This window comes from Phreatobacter stygius, from assembly GCF_005144885.1.
GTDB classification, from domain to species: domain Bacteria; phylum Pseudomonadota; class Alphaproteobacteria; order Rhizobiales; family Phreatobacteraceae; genus Phreatobacter; species Phreatobacter stygius.
In genome coordinates this window covers 3,643,245-3,669,034 of sequence record NZ_CP039690.1, presented here as the reverse complement: position 1 = coordinate 3,669,034, position 25,790 = coordinate 3,643,245, and the positions used below count along the sequence as shown (strand labels likewise).

Here is a 25,790-nt window from a genome sequence, read left to right as displayed (position 1 = left end):
GGCCAAGCGAGCATGGAATGCACTGCGCAGACGGCGATTTTAGCGCCCGGCGCCGCGAAAGCCGACCTGGATGGTCTGCATGGCGGGCGCCATGTCGAAGCGCGGCTGCAGCCCGAGAAGCGGGGCTGCCCTGGCGATCACCCGGCCGGCGGTCGGAGCGGCGTTGAAGCCGGCGGTCGCAAGGCCATGGGTCTCCGGAATGCCCTTCGGTTCGTCGAGCATGATCAGCAGGATGTAGCGCGGCTGGTCGGCCGGGAACACCGCCATGAACGAATTGAGCAGCCGATCCTTGGCATAACGGCCGCCAATGACCTTTTCGGCGGTGCCGGTCTTGCCGCCGACATAATAGCCCTCGACGTCGGCACGCCGGCCCGAGCCGCGCTCGGCGTTGAGCCGCATCAGGAAGCGCATGTTGGCCGAGGTTTCCGGCCGGATGACGCGGGTTGCCACCGCGCGCGCCTGCTCCTGGGTGCGGCGCAGGAAGGTCGGCGTGATCAGCAGGCCGCCATTGACCAGGGCAGCCGTGCCCATCACCGCCTGCAGCGGCGCCACCGACAGTCCATGGCCGAACGAGACCGTCGCGGTGGTGATCTCGGCCCAGCGGCGCGGCACCAACGGCGCAGCGCTTTCCGGCAGTTCGGTCTGCAGCCGGGTCAACTGGCCCATGCGGCGCAGGAAATTGCGCTGATGCTCGCCGCCAAGCGTCAGGGCCAGGCGGCTGGTGCCGATATTGGAGGAATAGGTGAACACCTCGGGCAGCGATAGCACCCGGCGCTGGGCGTGGAAATCCTTGACCTGGTGCCGGCCGATGCTGAGCGGGAAACGCGCATCGATCTGCGAATTGATGTTGAAGCGGCCGGAATCCATGGCCATGGCCGAGGTCAGCGACTTCATCACCGAGCCCATTTCGAACACGCCGGTGGTCAGCCGGTTGATCCGGTCGTCGCCTTGCGAGCCGCCCGGGTGGTTCGGGTCATAATCGGGGATCGAGGCCATGGCGATGATCTCGCCGGTGTCGACGTCCATGATGACGCCGGCCGCGGCCTTGGCCCGGAAGCGCTGGAAGGCCTTGATCATCTCGTCGCGCAGCACATGCTGGACGCGCAGGTCGATGGACAGCTGGACCGGTTCCTGGTTGCGGCTGGTGGCGAAACCCGCGCGATGCAGCTCGGCCAGGCCCCGCCCGTCGATATAGCGCTCGAGACCGGCAATGCCCTGGTTGTCGACATCGACATGGCCGAGCACGTGGGAGAGCGTCGGGCCGTTGGGATAGGAGCGCTTGGCTTCGCGCAGGAAACCGATACCGGGAATGCCCAGCCGATGGATCTGCGCCTGCTGCTCGCGGGTGATCTCGCGGCGCAGCCAGACGAAACCCTTGCCGGAGCGCAGGCGCTCGCGCACTTCGCGCTGGTCGAGATCCGGCAGCACGGCGGTCAGAAGCTCGGTCGCCTCGTCGACATCGAAGGCCGCGGCGAGCTTGCGCGGCTCGGCGAACAGGGACTGGGTGCGGATATCGGTCGCCAACACTTCGCCATTGCGGTCGATGATGTCGGGGCGTGCCGACGACACCGCGTCCTGGGCGCGGCCGGCATTGCGCTGCGACGGGTCGCCGTTGACGGCATAAAGGATCATGCTCGTCGCGATGATCAGGTAGAGGCCGGCGAAGCTGACCATGGCCAGGACGACGCGCGATTTGGCTTTCTTCAACCGCTCCGCTTGCGGACCGGCGAGCAGCCAGGCGAAGAACAGCCGGGCGCGCATCAGAAACCTCGGCCGCGGCCCGTTCGCGTTCGGCTCGGTGGGATTCGGCTCCATCAACGAGCTCCCTGCTGCGGCCGGCGCGACGGCACGGGGGTTGGCCTGATCGACCCGGTGGCGTTCGGATCGGTCGCGCCGCTGCCGTCCATGGCCTCCAGCATGGAACCGATCGGATCCGGGTCGACGAATGGCTTGTCCGGTAGATTGTTGAGATTGTTCAACTGATCGATGGCCAGCGGGCGCAGGCTCAGATGGCGTTCGGCCAGCGCCTGCAGGCGATCCGGGCGGTTCAGCTTGGCCCATTGCGCCTTGAGCTCGGCGATCGCCTCGCGTTCGCGGCTGATCTCCAGCTTCAGCCGCGCCGCCTCCTCGGCGTGGCGCGTCGCCTCGTATTTGACCCGGTAGACGACGACGGCGGCAATGATCAGCGCCGCGACGACCAGAATGTTGAGGAAACGCATCATGACCGCGCCTCCCGCGCCGGCGCGCCGGTTCGTTCCGCCGCCCGAAGCTTGGCCGAGCGGGCGCGCGGATTGGCTGTGCTTTCCGCCTCGCCGGCCGCGACCGCCTTGCGGGTGATCAAGAGGAAGGTGGGGTCCGGCACCTTGGCGGCCGGCACGTGGCGCGAGCCGCCGGCGGTCCGGGCGGAGCGCTCGACCAGGAACTGCTTGACGATACGGTCTTCGAGCGAATGGAAGGTGACAACGACCAGCCGCCCGCCGGATTTGAGGATGCGCTCGGCCGCTGCCAGCGCCTGTTCGAGCTCGGCCAGTTCCTCGTTCACGGCGATGCGCAGTGCCTGGAAGGTGCGGGTCGCCGGATGGATGTCGCCGGGCTTGGACCGGACCACCTTGGCAACAATGTCGGCAAGCCGCCGGGTGGTGACGATCGGCTCCAAGGCCCGTTCACGCACGATGGCGCGGGCGATGTGGCGGGACAGCCGCTCCTCGCCATAGGTGTAGATGAGATCGGCGAGCTCGGCTTCCGGCAGCCGGGCAATCAGATCCGCGGCGCTTTCTCCCGCTATCGCCATGCGCATGTCGAGCGGCCCATCGAAGCGGAACGAGAAGCCGCGGCCGGCCTCGTCGATCTGCATCGACGACACGCCGATATCGAGCACGACGGCATCGGCCTCGTCGTGGCCGAGCGTCGCGGCCACCTGATCGAGCTGGGAAAAGCGGTCCTGAACCAGCGTCAGGCGGCCCTTGGCCTCGGCCACCAGGGCGCTGCCTCCGGCGATCGCGGTCGGGTCGCGGTCGATGCCGATCACCTGGGTGCCCGGCGCGGCGAGAATGGCCCGGCTGTAGCCGCCGGCGCCGAATGTTGCGTCAATGACCAGGGCGCCCGGGCGAAGCGCCAGCGCCTCGATCACCTCGGCCAGGAGCACGGGGACGTGACGGGCCGGTCCGCCAGCGGCATCGGTCCCTGTCATGCCGCGACCCGTCGTCATCCACACGCTCCCACGCCTTGCCACTCTCGATCGCGACCGGGAGCCTGGTCCGAGCCGCCGATGCCGGGTCCAAGCGCTGGCCTCGCGCGGGAACGGCGTCGGGAAATGCAACTCGTTTTCGACCGGCATGGCATCACGGGCGTCGGTGACGATCACGCCCGAGGACGCCCATGTCACAGGGTCCGTGTCGTCAACGCTTCATTAGCGCGATCCGCGGTTAACAAAGGGTTTCGGCAAGACTTTGGTGACCATGCCGCGGTGGACGAGCAAACGCCCGGAACCGGTCGAAACCGGGGCCGGGCGCGCCAAATTAAATGTTTCTCGGTCAGGCAGCCGAGGGAGGCGGGGGCGGGCTCGGCTGACCGGCCTCGGGCGCCGCGGCGGCCGGTGCCGGTACCGGCCGCGGCCTGACGCCATCGAAGGTCGAGCGCACGGCCTGGGCCAGCATCACGTAAGACCAGCCCTGGAAGATCAGTTCGATCGCCAGGAAGGTGCCGAGCACCCAGGTGGCGGACATGGGCCATTGCGCCACGATCAGCACGCCGAGCACCAGCGACAGGAGCCCGGACACCAGCACCCAGACCCAGACATCGGCAGGCCTGAGCTGAAACGCCATGATGATGCGCAAGATGCCGACCGCCAGCAGGGCCGAACCGGCCAGCAATGTCAGGGCGGCCAAGGCCGAGATCGGATTGTAGAAGACCAGTGCGCCGGTGACGATATAGAGCAGCGCCACCAGCAGCATCAGGATCCGGCTCTTCCAGCCTTCACGACGGAACGCATCGACCAGCAGCACGCCGCCGCCGATCAGCATCATGGCGCCGAACGACAAGGTGCTGGCGATGCTGAACAGGAAGGTCAGCACCAGCCCGGCCATGCCGAGCAGGATGAGAATGACGCCGGCGCCCATCAGCCAGCCCCAGTTGCGACGAAGCGGAATAAGGTGGGAGCCGAGCGAGTGCCCCGTGCGAGCCGTGTCCGTCATGGTCAAGTCTCCCAATTGATCACGGCAGAATGCGCCTTCCGGTCGCAAAGTCCAGGCATGCACGGCACGGCGGCCATGCCGGGCGCTATCGATTTCCGCGGGAAACGACCGGAAAATCAAAGGTCTGGTTGGGGAAGGGTTCGTTCCTTAGTTGGAAATGCCACCATTCCCGGGGATATCCCCGAAAGCCATGCCGGGTCATCACCTGCAGCAGCATCAGGCGATTTGCCCGCGCCACCGACCCGATGCGCCGATCGGCAAGCCCCGAGCGCGGATCGAAGCAGTCGAAGGCCGTGCCAAGATCGAGCGTGCCGTCGTCGACCCGCTGCCCGGGAGGCGCGGTGCAGGCGCCCTGCCCGCCACTGGCGCCGCGCGCCGCGCCGGCGCGCGCCACGCCGACATCCACGGTGCTGCCGCGGGAATGGGTCGAGCGGGCGGAAATATAGCCCTCGGCCGAGAGTGTCCGCTTGTCGACCTGCGGGTAGAACACCCGGCGCATCCGATCGTCACCGGCATCGCGGCTCCAGGCCATGAAATCCTGGACCGCTTGCACCGGCCGGTAGCAATCCCAGACCACCAGCGTCAGACCGCGGCTGGCGAGCTCGGCCTGGGCTGCGCTCAAGGCGCGCGCCGCCTTGTCGGTCAGAATGCATTCCGCGGCGCGATAGCCGGCGATCGGACGGCCGACAAAATTGAAACTGCCGTGGTAGCGGATGTCCTGGCGAATGCTGGGATCGATCGCCGCGAGATGGACAAAACCCGCCGGCAGGCCTGGGGTATCGGCCAAGGCCCGGGGCGCCAAGATCACGGGCGCCGACAGCGTGACGGTCGTCAAGAGAATCCAAACAAGTCGACGCATCCGGCAGCCTCACCGCGCCGCGAGCAGATCCCTGAGGGTCTTCAAGGTCGAGGCATCGGCAACGCCATCGACCCTGTCCTGGCGCCAGTGCCGCTGGAAGGCGGTGACGACGGCCTCGGTCAGCCTGTCATAGACACCGGTGACCTGGACGTCGTAGCCGAGCATGGCGAACAGCGCCTGGACCGCCTGGATCGGTGGACCCTCCTCGCCCGGCGAATAGGCCTTGCCGTCCTGGAACGGCGCCGGCGGAACCCACAGGCCGACGCCTGCGGCGGCCAGCCGGAACCAGGGAAACAGTTCACCCGGATCCTGCTTGCGCAGCGGCGCGGTGTCGGAATGGCCCAGCACATGGCGCGGCGCGATGCCGTGGCGGCCGACAATGTCGCCGGCAAGCGCGGTCACCGCCTCGATCTGGGCCTCGGGAAAAGGCCGGTAGCCGAATTCATGGCCGGGATTGACGATCTCGACGCCGATCGCCCGCGAATTGACGTCGCCGCGGCCCTCCCAGGAGCCGATGCCGGCATGCCAGGCCCGCCGCTCCTCGGCAACGCTCTGGACGATCTCGCCGTCCTCGAAGACGACATAGTGCGCCGAAACCCGCGGCGGGTTCGGGTCACACAGCCGCCGCAGCGCCGCAAGTCCGTCCCGCATGCCGGTATAATGCAATATCAGCATGTCCGGCCGCTCGACGCCCTTGCGGCCATCATGGTTGGGCGAAGCCGAGAGCGATGCGACAAGGGCCGAATCCGGCCGTTCCACCGGCAGCACCACGTCGTCGACCAGATCATGATGGTGATCGTGGTCGTCATCGTGATGCTGATCGTGATGGTGATTCTTGGGACCGCCGCTCACGCAAATCCCCTCGCCTTGCGCAAGGTGCTGTAGGCCGCGTTGATCGCGGCGATCTTGGCGGTCGCGAGCGCTATCATTTCGGCCGGCACGCCGCGGGCCATCAGCTTGTCCGGATGATACTCGGTGACGAGCGCCCGCCAGGTGGTCTTGATTGTCTCGTTCGACACGTCAGGGGCAATGCCGAGCACGCGATAGGGATCGGCGCCGCCGCCGATCACCACATGGCGCGACTTGACGCATTCGAACTCGGCCTCGCTGAGCCCGAAGATCGAAGCCACTTCCGCGAGATAGGCCAGTTCCGCTTCATGCACCGCGCCATCGGCGGTGGCGATGCCGAACAGGCCGTCGAGCAGGTCCTCCAGCGTCTTCGGCTCATCCTTCAAGAGATCGCGCAACTGACGGGCATAAGCGTCGAAGCCGGCGACACTCTGCTTGGCAAGATCGAACAGGGCTACGACGCGCGGTTCGTCCTCCGGCGCGATCTTGACCAGCCGACGGAACGCGTCGACTTCGTTACAGGTGATGACGCCGTCGGCCTTGGCCATCTTGGCGGCAAGCGCCACCAGGCCGACCGTGAAGGCGACGGTTTCGCGCGGCGGGCGCGCGTCGGGCGCGAGCAAACCTTCGTCGACCAGAAAATGCCCGGCGAGCGTGCCGGCCAGCGCCCCGATCGGCCCTCCCAGTGCAAAACCCGCGGCCGCGCCGCCCAGTTTTCCCCATATTGTCATGACTGCTGTTTAGGCTGTTCGGGCCACCAGGCAAAGAGCAAGCGGCAAAAAGCCGCTTCCCCTTGCGCCCTACCTGACGAAACGGCACACGGTTACCCGTCGTCCTTGCCTCATAAGGAATCACCTATGTCCGGCGGCCACGCCCATCTCGATGCCTCCAACAAGAAGATCGCCCTGCTGATCGCCGTGATGGCGCTGCTGCTCGCCCTGGCCGAGACGGCGGGCAAGAGCGCGCAGACCGACGCGATCAATTCCAATGTCGAGGCCTCCAACCTCTGGGCCTTCTTCCAGGCCAAGACGATCCGCATGACCAATGTGCGCACCGCCGCCGAGGACATGACGATCACCCGCGACGTCTTGACCGACGCGGCGGCAAAGGCCGCGATGACCCGCCAGATCGAGGCCTGGCAGCGCTCGGCGCAGCGCTGGGACAGCGAGCCGGAGACCCAGGAAGGTCGCCGCGAACTGTCGGCCCGGGCGCTGGCCGCGGAGAAGAAACGCGACAAGAAATACAAGGCCTATCACGACTTCGAAGTTGCCTCGGCGGCGTTCCAGATCGGCATCGTTCTGGCCTCCGCCACGGTCATCACCGGCGCCTTCGCGCTCGCCTGGCTCGCCGGCGGCCTCGGCATCGTCGGCATCGGCTTCATGGCTCTTGGGGTTTTGGCGCCGGGGACGATCCACCTTTTCTGACCTATCCTGGCGGCACCACTTATGAACGAGGTGCCGCCATGCGCATGTCAGAGATTGCCTTCAACACCGTCGACTGGTCGACGGTCGAGCCGACCCGCCATGCCGGCGATGTCGGCCATGCCTTGTGGCGGACCCAGCATTTCGGGCCCGCCGACAACCCGATCCGCGTGCGCATGGTCGAATATGTGCCGGGTTATGTCTCGGATCACTGGTGTTCCAAGGGCCATGTCCTGTTCTGCCTGGACGGCGAACTGGAAACGACGCTGGCCGACGGCCGCGTCTTCCTGCTCAAACCCGGGATGAGCTACCAGGTCGCCGACAATGCCGAAGCGCACCGGTCGCGGGCACCCAAGGGCGCCCGGCTGTTCATCGTCGATTGAGGGATCGCGATCGGCCCCGGCCGACCGCCACAATCTTATACTTTCGTTCTAAGACTTTCGTATAAGGACTTCCCCGATCTTGCGGGCGATATTGCAGCGCAACATATTGGAGGCGGCAAATCACTCGATTGCCCTGGAGGTCGCCATGGAGCGGATCAGGGAATTGGCTTTTGCATGGGCGGCGCGCGAGTCCGGCCTGGCCGTGCTCGGCGTGATCGGCGTGATGTTCACCCTCGCCGGCGACCCGGTCCTGGCCTTGAAGGCGGGAGCGATCGGTTTCACGCTGGTCGCTGCACTCCTGATGTTTCGCGCCGACCGGGCGCCGTTGCGCGAGCCGGAAGGCACCGAAGTCTGGAGCGGGCTGAAGCGCGAGGAACGGCCGCCGCGGGCGGTCGCGCGCCGGTTGATCGGCAGAGCCAACAGGGAAGCCGCCTCGACCTTTGGCTGGTATTCGGCCGGCACGGCCGTTGCCCTCTGGATCACCGAGATCGGCGTGACCCTGTCCGGCTTCTGAGCGCTACCGATCAGGACAGCGGGTCGCCCTTGACCATCGCGAACAGGAGATGGTCCATCCAGTTGCCGTTGATGCAGAGATATTGCCGGGCCAGGCCTTCACGGGTGAAGCCGACCCGCTCGAGCAGATTGACGGAGGCCGTGTTGTGCGGCACGCAGGCCGCTTCGATCCGGCGAAACCCGAGCGGCCCGAAAATATAGGGAACCAGCGTGCGCACGCCGGCGCTCATGTAACCCTGGCCGGCAAAGGCCTCGCCCATCCAATAGCCGAGCGAGACGGTCTGCGCGACGCCGCGCCGCACATTGGTCAGCGTGATGCCGCCGACCACCGCGGCGTCCTGGTTGCGGTGAATGAACAGCGCGTAACCCTGATCGTCACGCCAGTCCTGCCGGTAACGCGCGACGCGGCGCCGGAACGCCTGGCGGGTCAGATCATCGGGCGGCCAGGCCGGCTCCCAGGGCATTAGGAAGGCGCGGCTCGCGCCACGCAGTCCCGACCAGGCGTCGAAATCGGCCATGTCGGGCACACGCAATGTCACTTTGCGCCCGACGATCGGCTCCGGCGGCTCGTAGGCGAGGCCTACGGCGCGCAGCAGCGACAGACGGCCGGTCGATGTGTTCATCGCGATGGGTTCACGGTGACGGGCTCATGACGAACGGAATTGTTCGGCGATCCGCGCCACCTTGTCGAGCCCGCGTTTCGGGCCGATCGCGGCAAAGGTGATCGGCGACGAGCGCACCAGCTTCTCAGCCGAGCCGCGGACGTCATCGATCGTCACGGCCTCGATCTTGGCGGCGATGTCGTCGAGGTCGAGCAGGCGGCCGAAAGCCAGGATCTGACGCGCCATCTGATCGGTGCGCGCCGACGAGCTTTCGAGCGCGCCGAGCAGGCCGACCTTCATCTGCGCCTTGGCCCGGCCGATCTCGGCTTCGGTCGCGCCGGACGCGGTGGCGTGCAGGATGTCGAGGGTCAGTATCGTCAGGTCGCTGACGTCCTTCGGGTCGGTGCCGGCCGAGATGCCGAACAGGCCGGTATCGGCATAGGACCAGTGGAAGGAATGGATCTCGTAGCAGAGACCGCGCTCCTCGCGGACCTCCTGGAACAGGCGCGAGGAGAGCCCGCCGCCGAGCAGATTGGTGAACACGCCGATCGCATAGATCGCCGGGTCGAGATAGCTGATCCCTTCGAAGCCGATGACGATATTGCTCTGCTCGAGCGGCCGACCGACGGTCTTGATGCCGCCGCCGTAGCGCGCGCCCTCATGCGCCGGCGCGATGGCGTCGGTGAAGGGCGCGAATTTTTCGGCGACCAGGGCGACCACCTGGTCGTGGTCGACCGCGCCGGCCGCCGCCACCACGGTGTTCCGGGCGGTATAGGAGCGGCCCATGTAACCGCGCAGCTTGTCGGAGGTCGCCGAGCGCACCGCCTGCGGCGTGCCCAGGATGGTGCGGCCGAGCGGCTGGCCGGGAAAGGCTGCGGCAACGAAATGGTCGAACACCACATCGTCGGGCGTATCCTCGGCCGCTCCGATCTCCTGGACGATGACGTTCTTTTCCTTGGCGAGCTCACCGGCCTCGAACAGCGGGTCGGTCAGGATGTCGGCCAGGATATCGGCGGCAACCGGCAAGTCCTCGCCCAGCACCTTGGCGAAATAGGAGGTGTTTTCCGAGGCGGTGGCGGCGTTGAGATCGCCGCCGATCGCCTCGATCTCCTCGGCCATGCCGCGCGCGGTGCGCCGGCTGGTGCCCTTGAAGGCCATGTGCTCGAGCAGATGGCTGATGCCGTGTTCGTCGGGGCGCTCGTCGCGGCCGCCGACACCGACAGTGACGGTGATGGCCGCGGTCTTCAGATGCGCCATGGCGTCCGTCACGACCGTCAGGCCGGACGGGAGCGTTGTCATGTGTGTTGTCATGACCAGATTGTAGCGAGCCCGGATCAGAACCGGAAGCCGCCCGAGACCATCAATCGGCGCGCAATGATCCAATTTTCCGAGCGCAGCGTCGCATTGCCGCTGGTCGACAGCACCTGGCCGGTCGGTGCGCCGCCGGCCGTGACGATCGCCTGGCCGACCAGTGTTCGGGTCAGGTTCTGGGACGGCGCGAAGACCGCCTCGGCCTCCGCGTCGACACGGGCAAAGAACCGGCCGAACGGAATTTCGAGACCGGCACCAATGACCGCCGACGGCAGCCAGCTCGATTTGCTGCTGGCGATGGTGCCGCCGGTCGTGCAGCCCGGCGGAACAATGGTGCAGATCTTCGCGCCGGTGGCATTGAAGTCGACCGCCTCGGTGAGCCGCGCCGCGCCAAGCCCGATGCGCACGAAAGGCAGGAAGCCCGAGACGGCGTAGCCATAACGCAACGACAGGGCCAGTCCGCCGTCGAGGCTTGCCTTGTAGGCGCCGCTGGCCGAATTCAGATAGGCCGGCACGCCGGGCATGGTGACGTTGGCCGTGCCGCCGAGACGGCCGGTTCCGCCTTCCCGGCCGAGCCGGCCGCGGGCCTCGATGCCGGAGACCCAGCCCTCGCCGCCGGACAGGTTCCAGCCCAGGATCGCATGGGCGGTGACGCCGCTCATCGCGACATTGGTCGCGCAACCCGAGCCGCCGCCATAGGTGACCGGCCCAATATAGGGCAGTGTCGTGCCCGGACAGGCATAACCGTCGATGATCGAGAAGGCGCGAGGCGGCGCCGATCCATAGCCGAGCCCGCCGGCGACATAGCCGCCGGCAACGCCGCGCGAGGCGGTGGCGACGGCATTGAAGTCAGGCATGGCCGATGGCCTGACATCCTGCGCCGCGACCGGTGCGGCAAAGCCTGAAAGGGCTGGAAACAGCGCCGTGCAAACGGCAAGAAAACGCGCGACGCGGCGAACCACGACCCAACCCCCACAACCCCGACGCGACCCCGATCGTGTTTAACACGCGATGACCAAAGCGTGCGCAAAACCACCGATCGAGGTCGACGAAGTGTTAAGGGCGATGCGGGCTCAGCCCCTCGGGTCGATCGGGCGGACCGTGTCGAGCGACAGGATGTCTTCGAGCATCTTGGCGCCGATCAGCACCTGGTCCTCGCCATGCGGGCGAGCGGCGATCTGCAGCCCGACCGGCCGGCCGTCCTTGGTGAAGCCGCAGGGCAGCGACAGCGCCGGACAGGACACCGTGGTCAGCGCATAGGCGATCGACAGCCACTGGACATAGTCCGGGAAGGTGAAGCCGTCACATTCGGCGACATAGCGCTGCTCGACCGGATAGGCGGCGACGATGGTCGCGGGCGTCAGGATCAGGTCATAGCTGTCGAAGAATTTCAGCGTCCGCTGCAGCATGGTCTGGCGCTGCGCCTCGGCGCGGGCCAGCTGCTCCATGGTCAACTGCATGCCCTTCTCGATGTTCCAGATCACCTCGGGCTTCAGCTGGTCGCGATGGGTGCGCAGCAATTCGGCCTTGGTGACCGCGAAGGCATAGGCGCGCAGGACGCCGAAACATTCATGCACTTCGGAGAAGTCGGGATGGGCCTCCTCGACGATCACGCCGGCGGCCGCGAACCGTTCGGCCGCCCTGCGGGTAATCTCCTTTACCTCCGGGTCGACCGGGGTGATGCCGAGATCGGGCGAATAGGCGACACGGGCCGGCTTCCAGGCCGACCGCAAGGCCGCCCGGAAGCCGCGCTTCGGTGCGGGCAAAGAGCGCGGGTCGCGGTGGTCGTCGCCGCTCATGGCGTCCAGAAGCAAGGCAAGATCGGCGACCGTGCGCGCCATCGGCCCCTCGATGCCGAGCGTCGCGTCGATCTTGGTGCCCGGTGTCGAGGCGACGCGGCCGGGCGACGGACGCATGCCGACAATGCCGCAGAAGCTTGCGGGATTGCGCAGCGAGCCGCCCATGTCGGAGCCGTGGGCGAGCCAGGCCTGGCCGGTGGCCAACGCCACCGCCGCGCCGCCCGACGAGCCGGCCGCCGACAATTTGGTATTGTAGGGGTTCAGCGTGCGGCCGAAGACCTCGTTGAAGGTGTTGGCGCCAGCGCCAAATTCCGGCGTGTTCGATTTGGCATAGATGATGCCACCCTTCGCCTCGAGATTCTCGACCAGAATGTTCGAGGTCTCGGGAATATGGTTGGCGAAGATCGGCGAGCCCTGCGTGGAACGCACGCCTGCGACATCGGTCAGGTCTTTGATCGGAACCGGGATGCCCATCAGCAATCCGCGCCCTTCCTTCGGGCGTTTCATCAGGGCCTTGGCATGTTTACGTGCGCGATCAAAGCACAGAGTCGGCAAAGCGTTGACATGACCATCGACGGCCGAAATCCTGGCCTCGAGTGTATCGAGAAGATCGAGAGGACTGACCTCGTCTTTCTTCAAGAGCCTCAGAATGTCGGTTGCGCTCTTCTCGATCAACGACAGATCAGCGGCCATGCAGTGCTCCCCAGGATTGCCCCAGCCCAGCGTTGCACCGCCGCCACATGGCCGGCAAGACCGGCGCAGCGGTGGGACCGCTATGCGTTCTGGTCATGGGTCGTTTCGGAAGGGCTGACAAATCGACTGCCGCAGCCAAGCTTTGCGCAATTCGTCAAATGCTAAGAAGATAAGACGAAACGAAATGTGCCTCGAAAGCAGACCATCGTCATGAACGCGACCAGGACCGCCCTCAAATCCGGCGATGACGTCGAACCGGAAGTGCGGATCCGACGCCTGCACCGCCGCGATCTCAACCGCACCTGGGAATTCCTCAAGCAGGTGTTCCGCGAGGTCAACCGGACGACGGTCGAATATCAGCGGCCGCGCTCGAAAAAGCGCTTTCTCGAGGTCTATGAGGAAAAGGGCATCGAGCAGTTGCTGTTCGTGGTCAGCGGCAGCGGCAAGGAGCAGATCGTCGGTTATGCCGAATGTGCCCTGGCGATCCTCGGCACCGACAACTGGATGAACGAGCGTTATTTCCGGATGCGCGACATGCGGCCGCTGTTCGTCGAAGAGCTGGCGGTGCACCCGGACTTCCAGGGCCGCGGTCTCGGTTCCTTCGTGCTCGACCAGCTGGAGCACCTGGCCCGCCTGCGCGGCTGCACACATCTCGTCCTTGAGGTCGCCGAGAACAACAACCACGCCCTGAAATTCTATCGCACCCGGAGCTTCTACAAGCTCGACGCCGCGGTGTTCCTGGCCAAGAAAGTGGTCAACGACGCCGAACTGCTGCCGCCGCGGCCGCTGAGCAAGCGGGGCGCCACAGCGGTGGTCGAGCCGGTTGCACCGGTCGTCCTGCCGACCGACGACCCACAAGCGGCCACCCAGACCACTTCGAAGGCTCGGCCTTCGACCAAGGCGCCCCGGCCCAAGCGGACCAGTGCCGCCGGCACCCGCAAGGCCAAGACCGACACCAAGCCGTAATCACGCCGTCGTGCGTCAGGCGGTGCGGCCGTCGACTTGACGCCTAGCAACGCGAGGTATAGCGTTTCTGGGTATGGAACCGGAAATGCTCAAGGGCCACCTCGACACGATCGTACTCGCCGCGCTGGAGGCGGGGCCGGCACACGGCTATGCGATCATCGAAGAAATCAAGCAGCGCAGCGGCCAGACCTTCGATCTGCCGGAAGGCACGGTCTACCCGGCCCTGCACCGGCTGGAACAGGCGGGGCTCCTGGCAAGCGCCTGGACCACGCCCGCCGGTGGCCGGCGACGGCGCGTCTATACGCTGACCGATGACGGCCGCAAGGCGCTGGCCAGACGCCGCGACGTCTGGGACCGCTTCGCCCGGGCAGTCCAAGCCCTTGTTGGAGGAGGCCGGCCATGGCCAGCCTGATCGACCACTATCTGAACGATCTCGAAGCCCAACTGGATTTCGACCGCCGGCTTGCCCGCCGGGTGCGCGATGAATTCGCCGATCACCTGGCCGAGGCCGTGGACGCCAGCCGGGGCCTCGCGCCGGATGCCGCGGAACGCCAGGCGCTCGCCCGCATCGGCCCGGCCCGCAGCATCGCCGCGGCTTTCACGCTGGACGCCTTGAGCCGTCAGACCGAACGGCTCTGGCTGGTGATTCTCGCGACCTTCCTGGCAACCTTCCTGGCCATGCGGCTCAGGTCCTTGGGGCTTGCCGACAGCGGAACCGCCAGCCTGGTCGCAACGCTGGTGGATCGCTACGCCTTTGTCGGCGCGCTGGTCATCGGCTGCGGCGGTTGGCTCGCCGCGCGCCGGCGGCCGCCGGCCGCGGTGCTCGATGACATGGCCACGCGCGGCTTCCGGATGGTGACGCTGGTCGCCACCGCGACCCTTGGCGCATTAGTGGTCTCGATCGGCGCCGGTCTTGCCCGCATCGCCTCGAGCAGCGATGGCGCGTTCGGCTTCGCACCGCTGCTGGTCGTCGCAGGCAGCCTTGTCGAACTTGGTCTCGTCACCTGGCTGATGGTGCAGGTCCTGACCTTGCGACGACGGACCGGACGGGCCAGGGCGCTGCTCGCCGGCTGAGCCGCCCGGCGACATCAAAAACTCCCCGATCATCGATGCAACCGACCTCTGGAGGCGCGGAATGCGGACCTTTGTCTCGAAATCACTCGAAAGCTGGCCCCTGCTCGGCACACTCGCCGTCATCCTGATCGCGGCGACGGCCGCGGCCTATGGCCTCGCCGCCGGCGACAGCGATGGTCTGCGCAGCATCATCCGCCTGACGGCACGGACCTCGCTGGCGCTGTTCCTGATGGCCTTTGCCGCGGCCGCGCTGGCATGGCTGGTTCCGAGCGGGCCGACACGCTGGCTCAGGCGCAACCGCCGCCAACTCGGCCTGTCGTTCGCGCTATCGCACGGCATCCATCTCGTCGCCATCATCCTCCTGGCGCGCCATGATCCGCTGCTGTTCTGGCAATTGACCAATATCGGCAACGTCGTCTCCGGCGGGCTCGCCTATCTGTTCATCGCCGCCATGGCGGCAACCTCGTTCGACCGGAGCGCCGCCTGGCTCGGGCCGCGCGCCTGGCGCCTGCTGCATTGGACCGGCGGCCATTACGTCTGGATCAGCTTCGTCGTCGCCAACGGCAAGCGGGTTCCGATGAGTGCCTGGTATCTCCTCCCCGTCGGCCTTCTGGCGCTGGTGCTGGTGCTGCGCCTGGTTGCCAGGTTCCGCGTCTCCAGCCGACGGGCGACCATCTGACGCGGCCATCCGCCTCGCACGCCGATCAGGTCTCTCCTGCTTTGACACTCGCCGGCCGGATCGGCTTCACTTGAAGCCGCTCGCTTTGCCGGAGGATGCCATGCCGCTGACCAACCTTCAGATGCGCGACGTCGAGACCCTCGTCCATCCCTACACCAACCAGGCGACCATTCGCGAAACCGGCCCGCTGGTCATCGAGCGCGCCAAGGGCATCTATGTCTATGACGTCGACGGCAAGGCCTATATCGAGGGCATGGCGGGGCTGTGGTGCACCTCGCTCGGCTACGGCAACGAGGAGCTGGCCGAAACCGCCTACGAACAGATGAAGAAACTGTCGTTTACCCATCTGTTCGGCGGCAAGAGCCACGACCCGGCAATCGAGCTTGCCGAGAAGCTGAAGGAGGTCGCGCCGGTGCCGATCTCCAAGGTGTTCTTCGTCTGCTCCGGCTCGGAGGCCAATGACAGCCAGGTCAAGATGGTCTGGTACATGAACAATGCGCTCGGACGGCCGAAAAAGAAGAAGATCATCTCGCGCATCAAGGCCTATCACGGCGTCACGGTGGCGGCCGCCTCGCTCACCGGCCTGCCGGTCAACCACACCGATTTCGACCTGCCGATCGCCAATATCCTGCATGCCTCATGCCCGCACTTCTATCGCTTCGGCCAGGACGGCGAGACCGAGGACGAATTCTCGACGCGCTGCGCCCGCGAGCTCGAGGAGCTGATCATCAAGGAAGGCCCCGACACGGTCGCCGCCTTCATCGCCGAACCTGTCATGGGCGCCGGCGGCGTGCTGGTGCCGCCAAAGGGCTATTTCGAGAAGATCATGGCGGTGTGCGATGCCCATGACATCTACATGATCGCCGACGAGGTGATCTGCGGTTTCGGCCGGCTCGGCGAATGGTTCGGCTCGCCGGTGCTCGGCTACAAGCCGCATGCGATCTCGATCGCCAAGGCCTTGACCTCGGCCTACATGCCCGTTGGTGCGGTGATGATCCCGGAGATCATGCACGAGGCGCTGGTCAGCGAATCGAAAAAGATCGGCACCTTCGGCCACGGCTTCACCTATTCCGGCCATCCGGTCGGGGCGGCGGTGGCGCTGAAGACGCTGGAAATCTACCAGCGCGACAAGATCATCCAGGGCGCGGCGGCCAAGGCGCCGCAATTTCAGGGCCATCTGAAGGCGCTGGGCGATCATCCCCTCGTCGGCGAAGCGCGCGGCGTCGGCCTGGTCGGGGCACTCGAACTGGTCGCCGACAAAACCAGCCGCAAGGCTTTCGACGCCAAGGCCGGGATCGGCGCGAAGGCTGCGAAATTCGCCGAGGACGAAGGGGTGATCCTGCGCAGCGTCGGCGATGCGCTGGCCTTCTGTCCGCCGCTGATCATCACGCCCGACGAGGTCGACGATCTGTTCGCGCGCGCCGCCCGGGCGCTGGACAAGACCCATGCCTTCGCCAGGGCGGAGGGGCTGACCGGAACCTGATGCGCGCTCCGGCGGTTTTCACCGTCATATCGCCGCCACACGCCTTGCTTCTCATCCGGGATGGCGCAGGTTAGCCTCTGCGTCACCACAACCTGCCGACGAGTGCCGATGGCCCGCGAAATCGATCCCTTCAAGGTCACTTCCCCGCGGATCTTCCTGTTCCGGATGGTCGTGTTCCTTGTGCTCGTTGCGCTGGTGGCGGTGGTGCTGCAGCGTGAAATCAAGACCGCCTTCATGGCCAATCCCGGCCTGAACGGGCTGATCGTGGCGGTCGCGGTGATCGGCATCCTATTGACCATCCGCCAGGTGATCCGGCTGTTTCCCGAAGTCGCCTGGGTCAATTCCTTCCGCTTGGCCGATCCCGGCATCACGGTCGAACGGGCGCCGGTGCTGCTCGCCCCGATGGCGACCATGCTGGGCGAGCGGGTCGGCCGCATGACGATCTCGACCTTGACCATGCGCAGCCTGCTCGATTCGCTGGCGACCCGGCTCGACGAGGGCCGCGATCTGTCGCGCTATCTGACCAGCCTCCTGGTCTTTCTCGGCCTGCTCGGCACCTTCTGGGGCCTGATCGACACGGTCACCTCGGTCGGCCGGGTCATCAACAGCCTGTCGACCCAGGGCGAGCTCGGCACGATTTTCGAGGACATGAAGCGAGGCCTGGCCGAGCCGCTCGGCGGCATGGGCATCGCCTTCTCGTCCTCGCTGTTCGGCCTGTCCGGCTCGCTGGTGCTCGGCTTCCTCGACCTGCAGGCGAGCCAGGCGCAGAACCGCTTCTATACCGAGGTGGAAGACTGGCTGTCGTCGACCGTTCAGGACATGTCGGTGGTCAGCCCGGCGGCCGACGGGCCTGCCGCAAGCATCAGCGTCGCCGACCTGCAGCGCGCCTTCGACCGGCTGCGCGAGGCCATGAGCGAAGGCCAGACCAATCAGCGCGCCACCGCGGCCATGGCCAATCTCGCCGAAGGCATCCAAGGCCTGGTCACCCATATGCGGACCGAACAGCAGATGATCCGCGACTGGGTCGAGGCGCAGGCCGGCGACCAGAAGGAAATCCGCAAATTGCTGGAACAGATGCTGCGCGAACGCGCGGGACGGGTCTGACATGGCCCTGTCGCGCTCCCGCCGCGGCGAACGCGGCATCGATTACTGGCCGGGCTTCGTCGACGCCCTGTCGACCTTCCTGCTCGCCATCATCTTCATGCTGTCGGTGTTCATGCTGGCGCAATATTTCCTGTCGCGCGAGATCGCCGGCAAGGACGATGTGATGACCCGGCTGAACCGGCAGATCGCCGAATTGAGCGACCTGCTGCAGCTCGAGCGCGGCCAGCGCCAGGGTCTGCAGGAGAACCTGTCGTCGATCAGCGCGACGCTCGGCACCACCGAACAGGACCGCCGCCGGCTGCAAGGACTGGCCGAGCAGGCCCAGGGACAGGCGGGAGCCGCCTCCAACCGGGCGCTGGCGCTCGAAACCGAAGTCTCGGTCCAGCGCCAGGCGGCCCAGACGGCGCTGGCCCAGGTCGAACTGCTGAACCAGCAGATCGCGGCGCTGCGCCGGCAATTCGCGGCGATCGAAAACGCGCTGCAGGCCAGCGAAACACGCGATCGCGAGTCGCAGACGCGCATTTCCGATCTCGGCCGCCGGCTCAATCTGGCCCTGGCGCAGCGGGTTCAGGAATTGTCGCGCTACCGTTCGGAATTTTTCGGCCGCCTGCGCGAGATCCTCGCCGAGCGGCCGGATATCCGCGTGGTCGGCGATCGTTTCGTGTTCGGTTCGGAAGTGTTCTTCGCCTCCGGCCAGGCTGTGCTCGAACCGGGTGGACGGGCCGAACTCGACAAGCTCGCCGAAGCATTGACGCAGGTTGCCCGCGACATCCCCGCCGACATCCCGTGGGTGCTGAGGGTCGACGGCCATACCGACGCCCGGCCGATCGGCGGCGGCCGCTTCGCCTCGAACTGGGACCTGTCGGCAGCCCGCGCCATTGCCGTCGTGCAATATCTGATGACCAAGGGCATTCCGCCGCAGCGACTGGTCGCCGCCGGTTTCGGCGAGTTCCAGCCGATCGAACAGGGCGACAGCCCGGAGGCGCTGGCGCGCAACCGGCGCATCGAGCTGCGGCTGACCGACCGGTGACGCACGGGCCGGCAGCGATCCGCCTTTCGGCCTTCGATCCCGTCTGGCTGCCCACCATGGCCGACCTGTGGGTAACGACCTGGGCGGCGACCTATCCGGCGATCGATTTCGACAAGCGGCGCCCCTGGTTCACCGATCGCATCACCGCCTTCGCCGGCAGCGGCGTGGCGATCCCGCTCGCCTTCGTCGGACCCGCGCTCGCCGGCCTGGTCACCGTCGATCCGGCCGGCGGCTGGATCGACCAGATGCTGGTTGGCCTTGCCTATCAGGGCTCGGGCGTCGGACAGGCCTTGATGGGCGAGGCCAAGCGCCTGTCGCCCAATGGCTTGTCGCTCGACGTCAATGCCGACAATATCAGGGCCATCGCCTTCTATCGGCGCGAGGGTTTCGCCAAGACGGCCGAGCGGATCAACGGCCAAGGTTTCGCGATCGACGTCATGGTGTGGTCGCCGGAGCCTGACCGCCATTGAACTGCAGTTCGGCGAGCCGGGCATAGAGCCCACCGCTGGCGGCGAGTTCGGCATGGGTGCCTTGTTCGACGATGCGGCCCTCGTCCATCACCAGGATGCGGTCGCAATTGAGCACGGTCGCCAGGCGGTGGGCGATGACCAGGGTGGTACGCCCCTCCATCAGCCGCTCCAGTGCCGCCTGCACCATGGTTTCGCTCTCGGCATCGAGGGCCGACGTTGCTTCATCGAGCAGCAGCAGCGGCGCATCGCGCAGGATCGCGCGGGCAATGGCGATGCGCTGGCGCTGGCCGCCCGACAGCGTTACCCCGCGTTCGCCGATCAGGCTCGCATAGCCGCCCGGGAGCTTCATGATGAATTCGTCGGCGAAGGCGAGCTTGGCGGCCTCGACCACCTCGGCGTCGCTGGCCTCCGGCCGGCCGTAGCGGATATTGTCGCCGACGCTGGCGGCAAACACCGCGACATCCTGCGGCACCATGGCGATGCGGCGGCGCAACGCCTCCGGATCGACCTGGTCGACCGGCACGCCGTCGAAGCGAATGAGCCCGCCGGCCGGATCGTAGAAGCGCAGCAGCAGCGCGAACAAGGTCGACTTGCCCGCCCCCGAAGGGCCGACAATGGCGACCTTTTCGCCGCGCTTGACCTCGAAGCTGATGCCGTCGAGAACCTTGCTCTCCGGACGCACCGGATAGGCGAAGCGCACCGCGACAAAACCAACCTCGCCGCGCGGCGGCTCCGGCAGCGGCAGCGGATGGGCGGGCGCCTTCACCGCCGGCTCGATCAGCATGATCTCGGCGAGCCGCTCGGCGGCACCGGCGGCCTGGCTGATATCGCTCCAGACCTGCGAGAGCTCCGACAGGGCGCCGGCGGCGAACACGGCATAGAGCACGAATTGCGACAGCCGGCCGCTGGTCATGCTGCCGCTCAACACCTCCTGGGCACCGGCCCAGAGGATCGCCACGATGCTGGCGAAAACCAGGAAGATGACCACGGCGGTCAGGATGGCGCGGGCCTTGTTGGCGCTGCGGGCTGTCGTAAAGGCTTCTTCCGCCGCGGCGACGAAACGCTCGGACACGGTGCGCTCGGCGGTGAAGGCCTGCATGGTGCGGACCGCCTGGATGTTCTCATTGGCATAGGCCGAGGCATCGGCGAGCCGGTCCTGGGCGACGCGCGAGCGGCGGCGGACGTCGCGGCCGAAGGCCACCAGCGGCAGAACCAGGAGCGGGATCGCCGCGACCGCATAGAGCGACAGCTTCGGGCTGGTGATCACCATCATGACGACCGCGCCGACGAACATGATCAGGTTGCGCAGTGCGATCGAGACGGAAACGCCGACAGCCGACTTGATCTGCGTGGTGTCGGCGGTCAGCCGCGAGATCACGTCGCCGGTCTTGGCAGTGTCGAAGAAGGTCGGCGACAGCGTGGTCAGGTGCCGGAAGGCGGCCGATCGGACGTCGGCCACCACCCGCTCGCCAATGGTCGTGACCAGGTAGAAGCGTGACGCCGAGGCGATCGCCAGCACCAGCGCGACGATGATCAGCACACCGAAATACTGGGTGATCATGCCGTCGGTGGAAAAGCCGAAATCGATCATCCGGCGGATCGCCAGCGGCACCACGAGCGTCGCGAGCGAAGCCACGACCAGGGCAATGGCGGCGCCGATCAGCAGGCCCGGATAGCGCATGGCATAGGGCATCAGCCCGAGCAGCGGCCGCAAGCGGCGCTTCTTCTCCGGCGAAACGTCCGTCGGCTGATCTGCGGACGATGCGGCGACAGTCATGCTGCAATCCCATGTTCTTGCGCGATGCGCATATCAGGTGTCCGTCGTGTCTTGAAAACCCGACGAACTTCGCGTATGAGCGCGGCTTCTCGTCACAGGACGACCCGCGTGCCGGCGTATGACCGATCCGGCGCCCTTTGAGGACGACCCATGAAGACCGGCATCCATCCTGAATACCACACCATCAAGGTCGTCATGACCGACGGCACCGAGTACACGACCCGCTCGACCTACGGCAAGCCGGGCGACACCCTGCAGCTGGACATCGATCCGAAGTCGCACCCGGCCTGGACCGGCGGCTCGCAGCAGCTGATGGATCGCGGCGGCCGCCTGTCGCGCTTCAACCAGCGCTTCGGCACGCTCAGCGCCTCGCTGAAGAAATAAGCATTTTCGCCTCTTGCTGGTGAAAGAAAGCCCCGGCCCCACGGCCGGGGCTTTCGTTTGCGTGCGTTCTGTTCATCTGGCGTTAGGCCTCGCGCCGCATCGCGGTCGCCATCATGCCGCTGTCATGCTGCACTGCAAAATTAGGACTGGTCCCCGACCGAAGGCCCGCGCTAAGAACATCAGTCCAGGGAGACGACGTTCGAGGATCGAGGGTTCCACGTCAGGTGCCGCCGGATTGGCGGAGAAGCGAGGACCAAGGGATGACCGACGAACTGACTGCGTCCGGCGTAATCCGCAAGCTCATGCCGTGGGAGACCGCACTGTTGTGCGAGCACTTCCTGAGGCTCGACCCGGAAGCCCGCAATTGCCGCTTCGCCGCAGGCGTTTCGGATGACACCATAACCGGTTATGCCGACACCGCGCTCGGCCCCGACGCGCTGGTCCATGGCTTTCTGGTCGACGGCGTGCTGCGCGGCGCCGCCGAACTGCGCCTGCTGGACGACAATGCCGCCGAGGTGGCGGTCACGGTGGAGGACGCCTGGCGCTTGACCGGCGTCGGCACGGCGCTGTTCGGTCGCCTGCTGCTGACCGCACGCAATCGTGGCGTGCGCAGCCTGGCGATGACCTGCCTGCCGGCCAATCGTGGCATGCAGCGGCTTGCTGCCCGCTTCGACGGCAAGATCACCTATGCCTCCGGCGACGTGTTCGCCGATGTCAGCGCCCAGCCGGCCAATCCGCTGTCGCTCTGGCGCGAGGCCTGGCGGGATGGTTCATCGGTCGCGGCCACCGTGCTCGATGCCCAGCTGAACCTCTTGAAACGGGCCCGCAAGCGTTCGGCCGAACTCGGCGGCCAAGACAGCCGCTGATTTGACCGGCCGCTGATTTGACGGTCGCTGATCGCGCCGGTCAGCGTGCCATCGTCACGGTGGCGCCGGTGGCGGTGGCGCCGGAATAGCCGCCGGACCCTTGCGGGAACAGCCGCGCGGCGACCCGCCCGCCCGGCTGCAGCAGCACCACTTCCGAACCGCGCTGTTCCCAGGCGTTGATGCGGGCGAGCGACGGCGCCCGGCAATTCTGCGGGTTGGCCCGATAGAACTCGAACAGCGGCGTCGAGGTCAGCGTGATCCGGCAGCGGTCGCCGGCATCGCTCACCGTCCAGGTGCCGGCAATGGCGGTCGCGGACTGCGCGGCGGGCCGCGGGGCTTCCTGGCGCGGCAAGGCGGCGACCACCGGCGGCGCGGCGGCGCCGCGCGGCGGCGGCTCCTCGACCATGATGCGCGGCTGCTCGGACGGATTGGCCGGCCGCAAGGCCGGGTCGATCGCCGAGGGGCCGACATCGGAGGTGCGGCCGCTGCCGGGCGGCGGCGGGATATCTTCGGCGGCAACCGACTGATCGGGCGCCTGCTGGCCACCCGCGATGACATCCTCGTCGGCGGCCAATGGCCGGCGCTGCGGCGACGGCGCCATTGGCTGTTGCGAACCGAAGCTGCCGTCGATGCGCTGTGATCCGCTCCGGGGCATAGGCCCCGAGGCGAAGTCGCCGAAACGGTCCGACGTGCAGCCGGCAAGCGCAGCCGAGGCGAGAAGAAGGGCGACGGTGCGCGTCAGCATGGAGTGGTCCCGAATAAGATGTCGGCGCGATGCGGCGACACTGCCAAGGTCGGCCCAAGCTGCGGCGGTTCCATGGCGGTGGCGCGACATCGCGACGATGCTCAGTTTATCGTTAACCGATCCTTTACGACGTCGCAGCCGGTTTTTCCTCAGATGAGCGACCCGATAGCGCCGACCAGTCGGTCTTGACGGTGGTCAGCATGACAGTTGCCAGCACGGCGAAGACGACCACCGCACCAGTAACCAGCGCATAGTCCTCCGAGCGCAGCACGACGAACAGCAGGCCATAGGCCAGGCCGAGCTCGCCGGCGACCATGGCGCCCTCCCTGAGCCGCCCGAAAGCCAGCCCGACATAGAGCGACACCAGGCCGATGACGGCGGCGCTGGCCAAGGCATAGGCCCTGGTGAAACCGATATGTTCGGCAAAGGACAAGAGCAGCAGGTAGAACACCGTCAGCGCCGCTCCGACCATGAGATATTGCACCGGGTGGAACGACCGTGCCGCCAGAATCTCCAGGAGGAAGACCACCACAAAGGCGGCGCCGATGACCAGGATGCCGTATTTCAGGGCCCGCTCGACCAGGTGATAGACGTCGACCGGCTGGAAGAACCGGACGCCCGACCGTGCGGCGGCCAGGCGCTGGAACAGGACCGGGTCGGCCACGAACATCTGCGCCACCGGCCGCGCATAATGCGGCACCGACCAGATCGCCGAGAAGCCGGTCTCGCCGATCTCGCGCTCGCCCGGCAGGAAGGCGCCGAAAAAGCTCGGATGGCTCCAGTTGGACCGGAGCGCGATGGTCGACGTCCGGCCGATCGGCGACAGGCCGAAAGCCTGCGAACCCTTGAGCTCGAAGCGTGCCCCGACGGTGAACGCCGCCGTGCCGTCGATGCCGCCGACCGGCGCGTAAAGTGTCGGCACCTGGAAGGTGGTGGGCCCGGCACCCGGCTCGAGAGTCACCGTGGTGCCGCCGATACGCACCGACACTTCGCGTTGCAGGCCGCGCGGATCAAGCACGTGGAAGACGATTGCCGCCTCCTCCCAGACCGGAGCGACGGCGGCCGCATCGAAGCGGGTGAGATCGACCGGCGCAAAGCGCGCCTCGATATCGACCTCGCCGCGGAATACCGGCACCTCGAAGATGCCGCGCCGGCGCTGCTCGACCTTGAGATCACCGTTCTGGCGGAACGTCTCCGGCAGGATCGTCAGGACCCGCCTGACGGTGCGTTGCTCCAGATTGTCGCCGGCGCGGCTGACATAGGGCAGCACCAGGATGGGGCCGACAATGGTCTGCTCGCCGGCCCAGGCGCCGGCGACCTCGCGAACGACCTCGGCTGCGCGTTGCGAACGTTCGCCGCGCAGCGACGAAATGGCGATGAGGGGAACGACCAGCAGCAGCGTCAGCAGGCCAATGGCGGCGAGCTTGAACACCGGCGAGCGGATCAGCTGAGATCCCGAAGCCATGAATGAACCTCCCGTGAATGGAGGTCCAAACTCACGCGAGCGTGAAGGCGGCCGCAGGGTGACAAGCAGGAGTGGGCGGGGTGTTTCCGTGGCGGAAGCACGGCGGCGAAAACTGTCGCCGCACCGGTTCGATCAGCGTTCGTGCAGGCCAGGCCAGACCTGACACGCGCCGGGTCAGACTTGGCGCGCCGGGTCAGACTTGGCGCGCCGGGTCAGATTTGGCGCACCGGCTCAGACTTGGCGCACCGGTTCAGACTTGGCGCACCGGTTCAGACTTGGCGCGCCGGCTCAGACTTGGCGCGCCACCATCATCTTCTTGATCTCGGCGATCGCCTTGGCGGGATTGAGACCCTTCGGGCAAGCCTTCGAGCAGTTCATGATGGTGTGGCAGCGATACAGCCGGAACGGGTCCTCGAGATTGTCGAGGCGCTCGCCGGTCGCTTCATCACGCGAATCGATCAGCCAGCGATAGGCCTGCAGCAGAACGGCCGGGCCGAGATAGCGGTCGCCGTTCCACCAATAGCTCGGGCACGAGGTGGAGCAGCAGGCGCACAGGATGCACTCGTAGAGGCCGTCGAGCTTCTCGCGATCCTCCTTGGACTGGCGCCACTCCTTCTCAGGCTGAGCGGTCGTCGTCTTGAGCCAGGGCTCGATCGAGGCGTGCTGAGTGTAGAAACGGGTGAGATCCGGCACCAGGTCCTTGACCACGGGCATGTGCGGCAGCGGGTAGATCTTCACCGCGCCGGCCTTCACCTCGTCCATGCCCTTGGTGCAGGCCAGGGTGTTGGTGCCGTCGATGTTCATGGCGCAGGAGCCGCAAATGCCCTCGCGGCACGAGCGGCGGAAGGTCAATGTCGGATCGACCTTGTTCTTGATCCAGATCAGGCCGTCGAGAACCATCGGGCCGCAATCGTCGCGGTCGACGTAATAGGTATCGATGCGTGGATTGGCACCGTCATCCGGATTCCAGCGATAGATCTTGAACTCGCTGAGGCGATTGGAGCCGACCGGCTTCGGCCAGGCCTTGCCCTCGGTGATCTTGGAGTTCTTCGGAAGCGTGAACTGAGCCATGATATTCTTCAAGTCTCGCGAGATGGAGCGAAGCTGCCCCTCCCTTCAATCCT

The 25,790-nt window shown here is 66.6% G+C and carries 28 protein-coding genes; 13 read left to right on the top strand and 15 right to left on the bottom strand.

Going from position 1 to position 25,790, the window contains the following annotated elements; all coding sequences use genetic code 11:
* Window positions 1-39 precede the first annotated feature (39 nt).
* From E8M01_RS17315 to E8M01_RS17285, 7 genes are all read right to left on the bottom strand, one after another.
* Window positions 40-1,761: a peptidoglycan D,D-transpeptidase FtsI family protein gene (locus tag E8M01_RS17315; RefSeq protein ID WP_136961261.1), complete on the bottom strand. Its 1,722-nt coding sequence runs from the start codon at window positions 1,759-1,761 to the stop codon at window positions 40-42.
* A gap of 53 nt (window positions 1,762-1,814) precedes the next feature.
* Window positions 1,815-2,222: a cell division protein FtsL gene (gene ftsL / locus E8M01_RS17310; protein ID WP_211596729.1), complete on the bottom strand. Its 408-nt coding sequence runs from the start codon at window positions 2,220-2,222 to the stop codon at window positions 1,815-1,817.
* Window positions 2,219-3,190 (bottom strand): 16S rRNA (cytosine(1402)-N(4))-methyltransferase RsmH, encoded by a 972-nt coding sequence (gene rsmH / locus E8M01_RS17305; protein WP_425467741.1) that lies wholly within the window; start codon window positions 3,188-3,190, stop codon window positions 2,219-2,221. Before rsmH ends, ftsL begins: the two co-directional genes overlap by 4 nt.
* 343 nt (window positions 3,191-3,533) lie before the next feature.
* Window positions 3,534-4,193: an HdeD family acid-resistance protein gene (locus E8M01_RS17300; protein ID WP_136961259.1), complete on the bottom strand. Its 660-nt coding sequence runs from the start codon at window positions 4,191-4,193 to the stop codon at window positions 3,534-3,536.
* Between the two features lie 85 nt (window positions 4,194-4,278).
* The gene (locus tag E8M01_RS17295) at window positions 4,279-4,980 is read right to left on the bottom strand and encodes a M15 family metallopeptidase (RefSeq protein WP_246088766.1); all 702 of its coding nucleotides are present in this window, start codon (window positions 4,978-4,980) and stop codon (window positions 4,279-4,281) included.
* Window positions 4,981-5,061: 81 nt separating this feature from the next.
* Window positions 5,062-5,811, bottom strand: coding sequence for a peptidoglycan recognition protein family protein (locus tag E8M01_RS17290; protein ID WP_246088823.1), 750 nt, complete (start codon window positions 5,809-5,811; stop codon window positions 5,062-5,064).
* Between the two features lie 89 nt (window positions 5,812-5,900).
* Window positions 5,901-6,632 (bottom strand): TerB family tellurite resistance protein, encoded by a 732-nt coding sequence (locus E8M01_RS17285; RefSeq protein WP_136961257.1) that lies wholly within the window; start codon window positions 6,630-6,632, stop codon window positions 5,901-5,903.
* Between the two features lie 126 nt (window positions 6,633-6,758).
* On the opposite strand from E8M01_RS17285, the gene E8M01_RS17280 reads away from it, so the two are divergent.
* From E8M01_RS17280 to E8M01_RS17270, 3 genes are all read left to right on the top strand, one after another.
* Entirely contained in the window at window positions 6,759-7,325 is a 567-nt protein-coding gene (locus E8M01_RS17280; protein ID WP_136961256.1) for a DUF4337 domain-containing protein, read from the top strand.
* Between the two features lie 38 nt (window positions 7,326-7,363).
* Window positions 7,364-7,705, top strand: coding sequence for a DHCW motif cupin fold protein (locus E8M01_RS17275; RefSeq protein ID WP_136961255.1), 342 nt, complete (start codon window positions 7,364-7,366; stop codon window positions 7,703-7,705).
* Window positions 7,706-7,850: 145 nt separating this feature from the next.
* Window positions 7,851-8,219 carry a hypothetical protein gene (locus tag E8M01_RS17270; RefSeq protein ID WP_136961254.1) on the top strand — a complete coding sequence of 123 codons (369 nt, stop codon included), beginning with the start codon at window positions 7,851-7,853 and terminating at the stop codon, window positions 8,217-8,219.
* A 10-nt stretch (window positions 8,220-8,229) separates the two neighbouring features.
* On the opposite strand, the gene E8M01_RS17265 is transcribed toward E8M01_RS17270, so the two are convergent.
* The 4 genes from E8M01_RS17265 to E8M01_RS17250 form a co-directional block, all read right to left on the bottom strand.
* Window positions 8,230-8,841: a GNAT family N-acetyltransferase gene (locus tag E8M01_RS17265; RefSeq protein WP_136961253.1), complete on the bottom strand. Its 612-nt coding sequence runs from the start codon at window positions 8,839-8,841 to the stop codon at window positions 8,230-8,232.
* 24 nt (window positions 8,842-8,865) lie between these two features.
* Entirely contained in the window at window positions 8,866-10,131 is a 1,266-nt protein-coding gene (locus tag E8M01_RS17260) for a M16 family metallopeptidase (RefSeq protein ID WP_136961252.1), read from the bottom strand.
* A gap of 23 nt (window positions 10,132-10,154) precedes the next feature.
* Window positions 10,155-10,988, bottom strand: a complete 834-nt coding sequence (locus E8M01_RS17255; protein WP_170181943.1) for a hypothetical protein — start codon at window positions 10,986-10,988, stop codon at window positions 10,155-10,157.
* A gap of 216 nt (window positions 10,989-11,204) precedes the next feature.
* Window positions 11,205-12,623, bottom strand: a complete 1,419-nt coding sequence (locus E8M01_RS17250; RefSeq protein ID WP_136961250.1) for an amidase — start codon at window positions 12,621-12,623, stop codon at window positions 11,205-11,207.
* Between the two features lie 186 nt (window positions 12,624-12,809).
* Between E8M01_RS17250 and E8M01_RS17245 the strand changes: the two genes are divergently transcribed.
* From E8M01_RS17245 to E8M01_RS17210, 8 genes are all read left to right on the top strand, one after another.
* Window positions 12,810-13,589 carry a GNAT family N-acetyltransferase gene (locus tag E8M01_RS17245; RefSeq protein WP_215908898.1) on the top strand — a complete coding sequence of 260 codons (780 nt, stop codon included), beginning with the start codon at window positions 12,810-12,812 and terminating at the stop codon, window positions 13,587-13,589.
* Window positions 13,590-13,674: 85 nt separating this feature from the next.
* Entirely contained in the window at window positions 13,675-14,001 is a 327-nt protein-coding gene (locus E8M01_RS17240; protein ID WP_215908897.1) for a PadR family transcriptional regulator, read from the top strand.
* On the top strand, window positions 13,989-14,663 hold the full coding sequence (locus tag E8M01_RS17235) for an HAAS signaling domain-containing protein (protein WP_136961248.1): 675 nt from the start codon (window positions 13,989-13,991) through the stop codon (window positions 14,661-14,663). The genes E8M01_RS17240 and E8M01_RS17235 overlap by 13 nt, the downstream gene beginning before the upstream one ends.
* Window positions 14,664-14,724: 61 nt before the next feature.
* Entirely contained in the window at window positions 14,725-15,342 is a 618-nt protein-coding gene (locus tag E8M01_RS17230; protein WP_136961247.1) for a ferric reductase-like transmembrane domain-containing protein, read from the top strand.
* A gap of 100 nt (window positions 15,343-15,442) precedes the next feature.
* Window positions 15,443-16,825: an aminotransferase gene (locus E8M01_RS17225; protein WP_136961246.1), complete on the top strand. Its 1,383-nt coding sequence runs from the start codon at window positions 15,443-15,445 to the stop codon at window positions 16,823-16,825.
* Between the two features lie 108 nt (window positions 16,826-16,933).
* Complete coding sequence (locus E8M01_RS17220; RefSeq protein ID WP_136961245.1) at window positions 16,934-17,929, top strand: flagellar motor protein MotA; 996 nt, start codon at window positions 16,934-16,936, stop codon at window positions 17,927-17,929.
* A 1-nt stretch (window position 17,930) separates the two neighbouring features.
* The gene (locus tag E8M01_RS17215; protein WP_136961244.1) at window positions 17,931-18,959 is read left to right on the top strand and encodes a peptidoglycan -binding protein; all 1,029 of its coding nucleotides are present in this window, start codon (window positions 17,931-17,933) and stop codon (window positions 18,957-18,959) included.
* The gene (locus tag E8M01_RS17210) at window positions 18,956-19,429 is read left to right on the top strand and encodes a GNAT family N-acetyltransferase (protein WP_246088764.1); all 474 of its coding nucleotides are present in this window, start codon (window positions 18,956-18,958) and stop codon (window positions 19,427-19,429) included. The genes E8M01_RS17215 and E8M01_RS17210 overlap by 4 nt, the downstream gene beginning before the upstream one ends.
* Here the strand turns inward: E8M01_RS17210 and E8M01_RS17205 are convergent.
* Window positions 19,395-21,206 carry an ABC transporter transmembrane domain-containing protein gene (locus E8M01_RS17205; RefSeq protein ID WP_136961243.1) on the bottom strand — a complete coding sequence of 604 codons (1,812 nt, stop codon included), beginning with the start codon at window positions 21,204-21,206 and terminating at the stop codon, window positions 19,395-19,397. The two genes, E8M01_RS17210 and E8M01_RS17205, sit on opposite strands and share 35 nt — an antisense overlap.
* 150 nt (window positions 21,207-21,356) lie before the next feature.
* Here E8M01_RS17205 and rpmE point away from each other — a divergent pair, with 150 nt between their 5' ends.
* Entirely contained in the window at window positions 21,357-21,590 is a 234-nt protein-coding gene (gene rpmE, locus E8M01_RS17200) for a 50S ribosomal protein L31 (RefSeq protein ID WP_136961242.1), read from the top strand.
* 260 nt (window positions 21,591-21,850) lie between these two features.
* Window positions 21,851-22,456: a GNAT family N-acetyltransferase gene (locus tag E8M01_RS17195; RefSeq protein WP_136961241.1), complete on the top strand. Its 606-nt coding sequence runs from the start codon at window positions 21,851-21,853 to the stop codon at window positions 22,454-22,456.
* 40 nt (window positions 22,457-22,496) lie between these two features.
* Here E8M01_RS17195 and E8M01_RS17190 read toward each other — a convergent pair whose 3' ends face one another.
* From E8M01_RS17190 to E8M01_RS17180, 3 genes are all read right to left on the bottom strand, one after another.
* Window positions 22,497-23,201 carry an AprI/Inh family metalloprotease inhibitor gene (locus E8M01_RS17190; protein ID WP_170181942.1) on the bottom strand — a complete coding sequence of 235 codons (705 nt, stop codon included), beginning with the start codon at window positions 23,199-23,201 and terminating at the stop codon, window positions 22,497-22,499.
* Between the two features lie 124 nt (window positions 23,202-23,325).
* Window positions 23,326-24,666 (bottom strand): cell envelope integrity protein CreD, encoded by a 1,341-nt coding sequence (gene creD, locus E8M01_RS17185; protein WP_136961239.1) that lies wholly within the window; start codon window positions 24,664-24,666, stop codon window positions 23,326-23,328.
* Window positions 24,667-24,954: 288 nt separating this feature from the next.
* Window positions 24,955-25,737 (bottom strand): succinate dehydrogenase iron-sulfur subunit, encoded by a 783-nt coding sequence (locus E8M01_RS17180; RefSeq protein ID WP_136961238.1) that lies wholly within the window; start codon window positions 25,735-25,737, stop codon window positions 24,955-24,957.
* Window positions 25,738-25,790 lie beyond the last annotated feature (53 nt).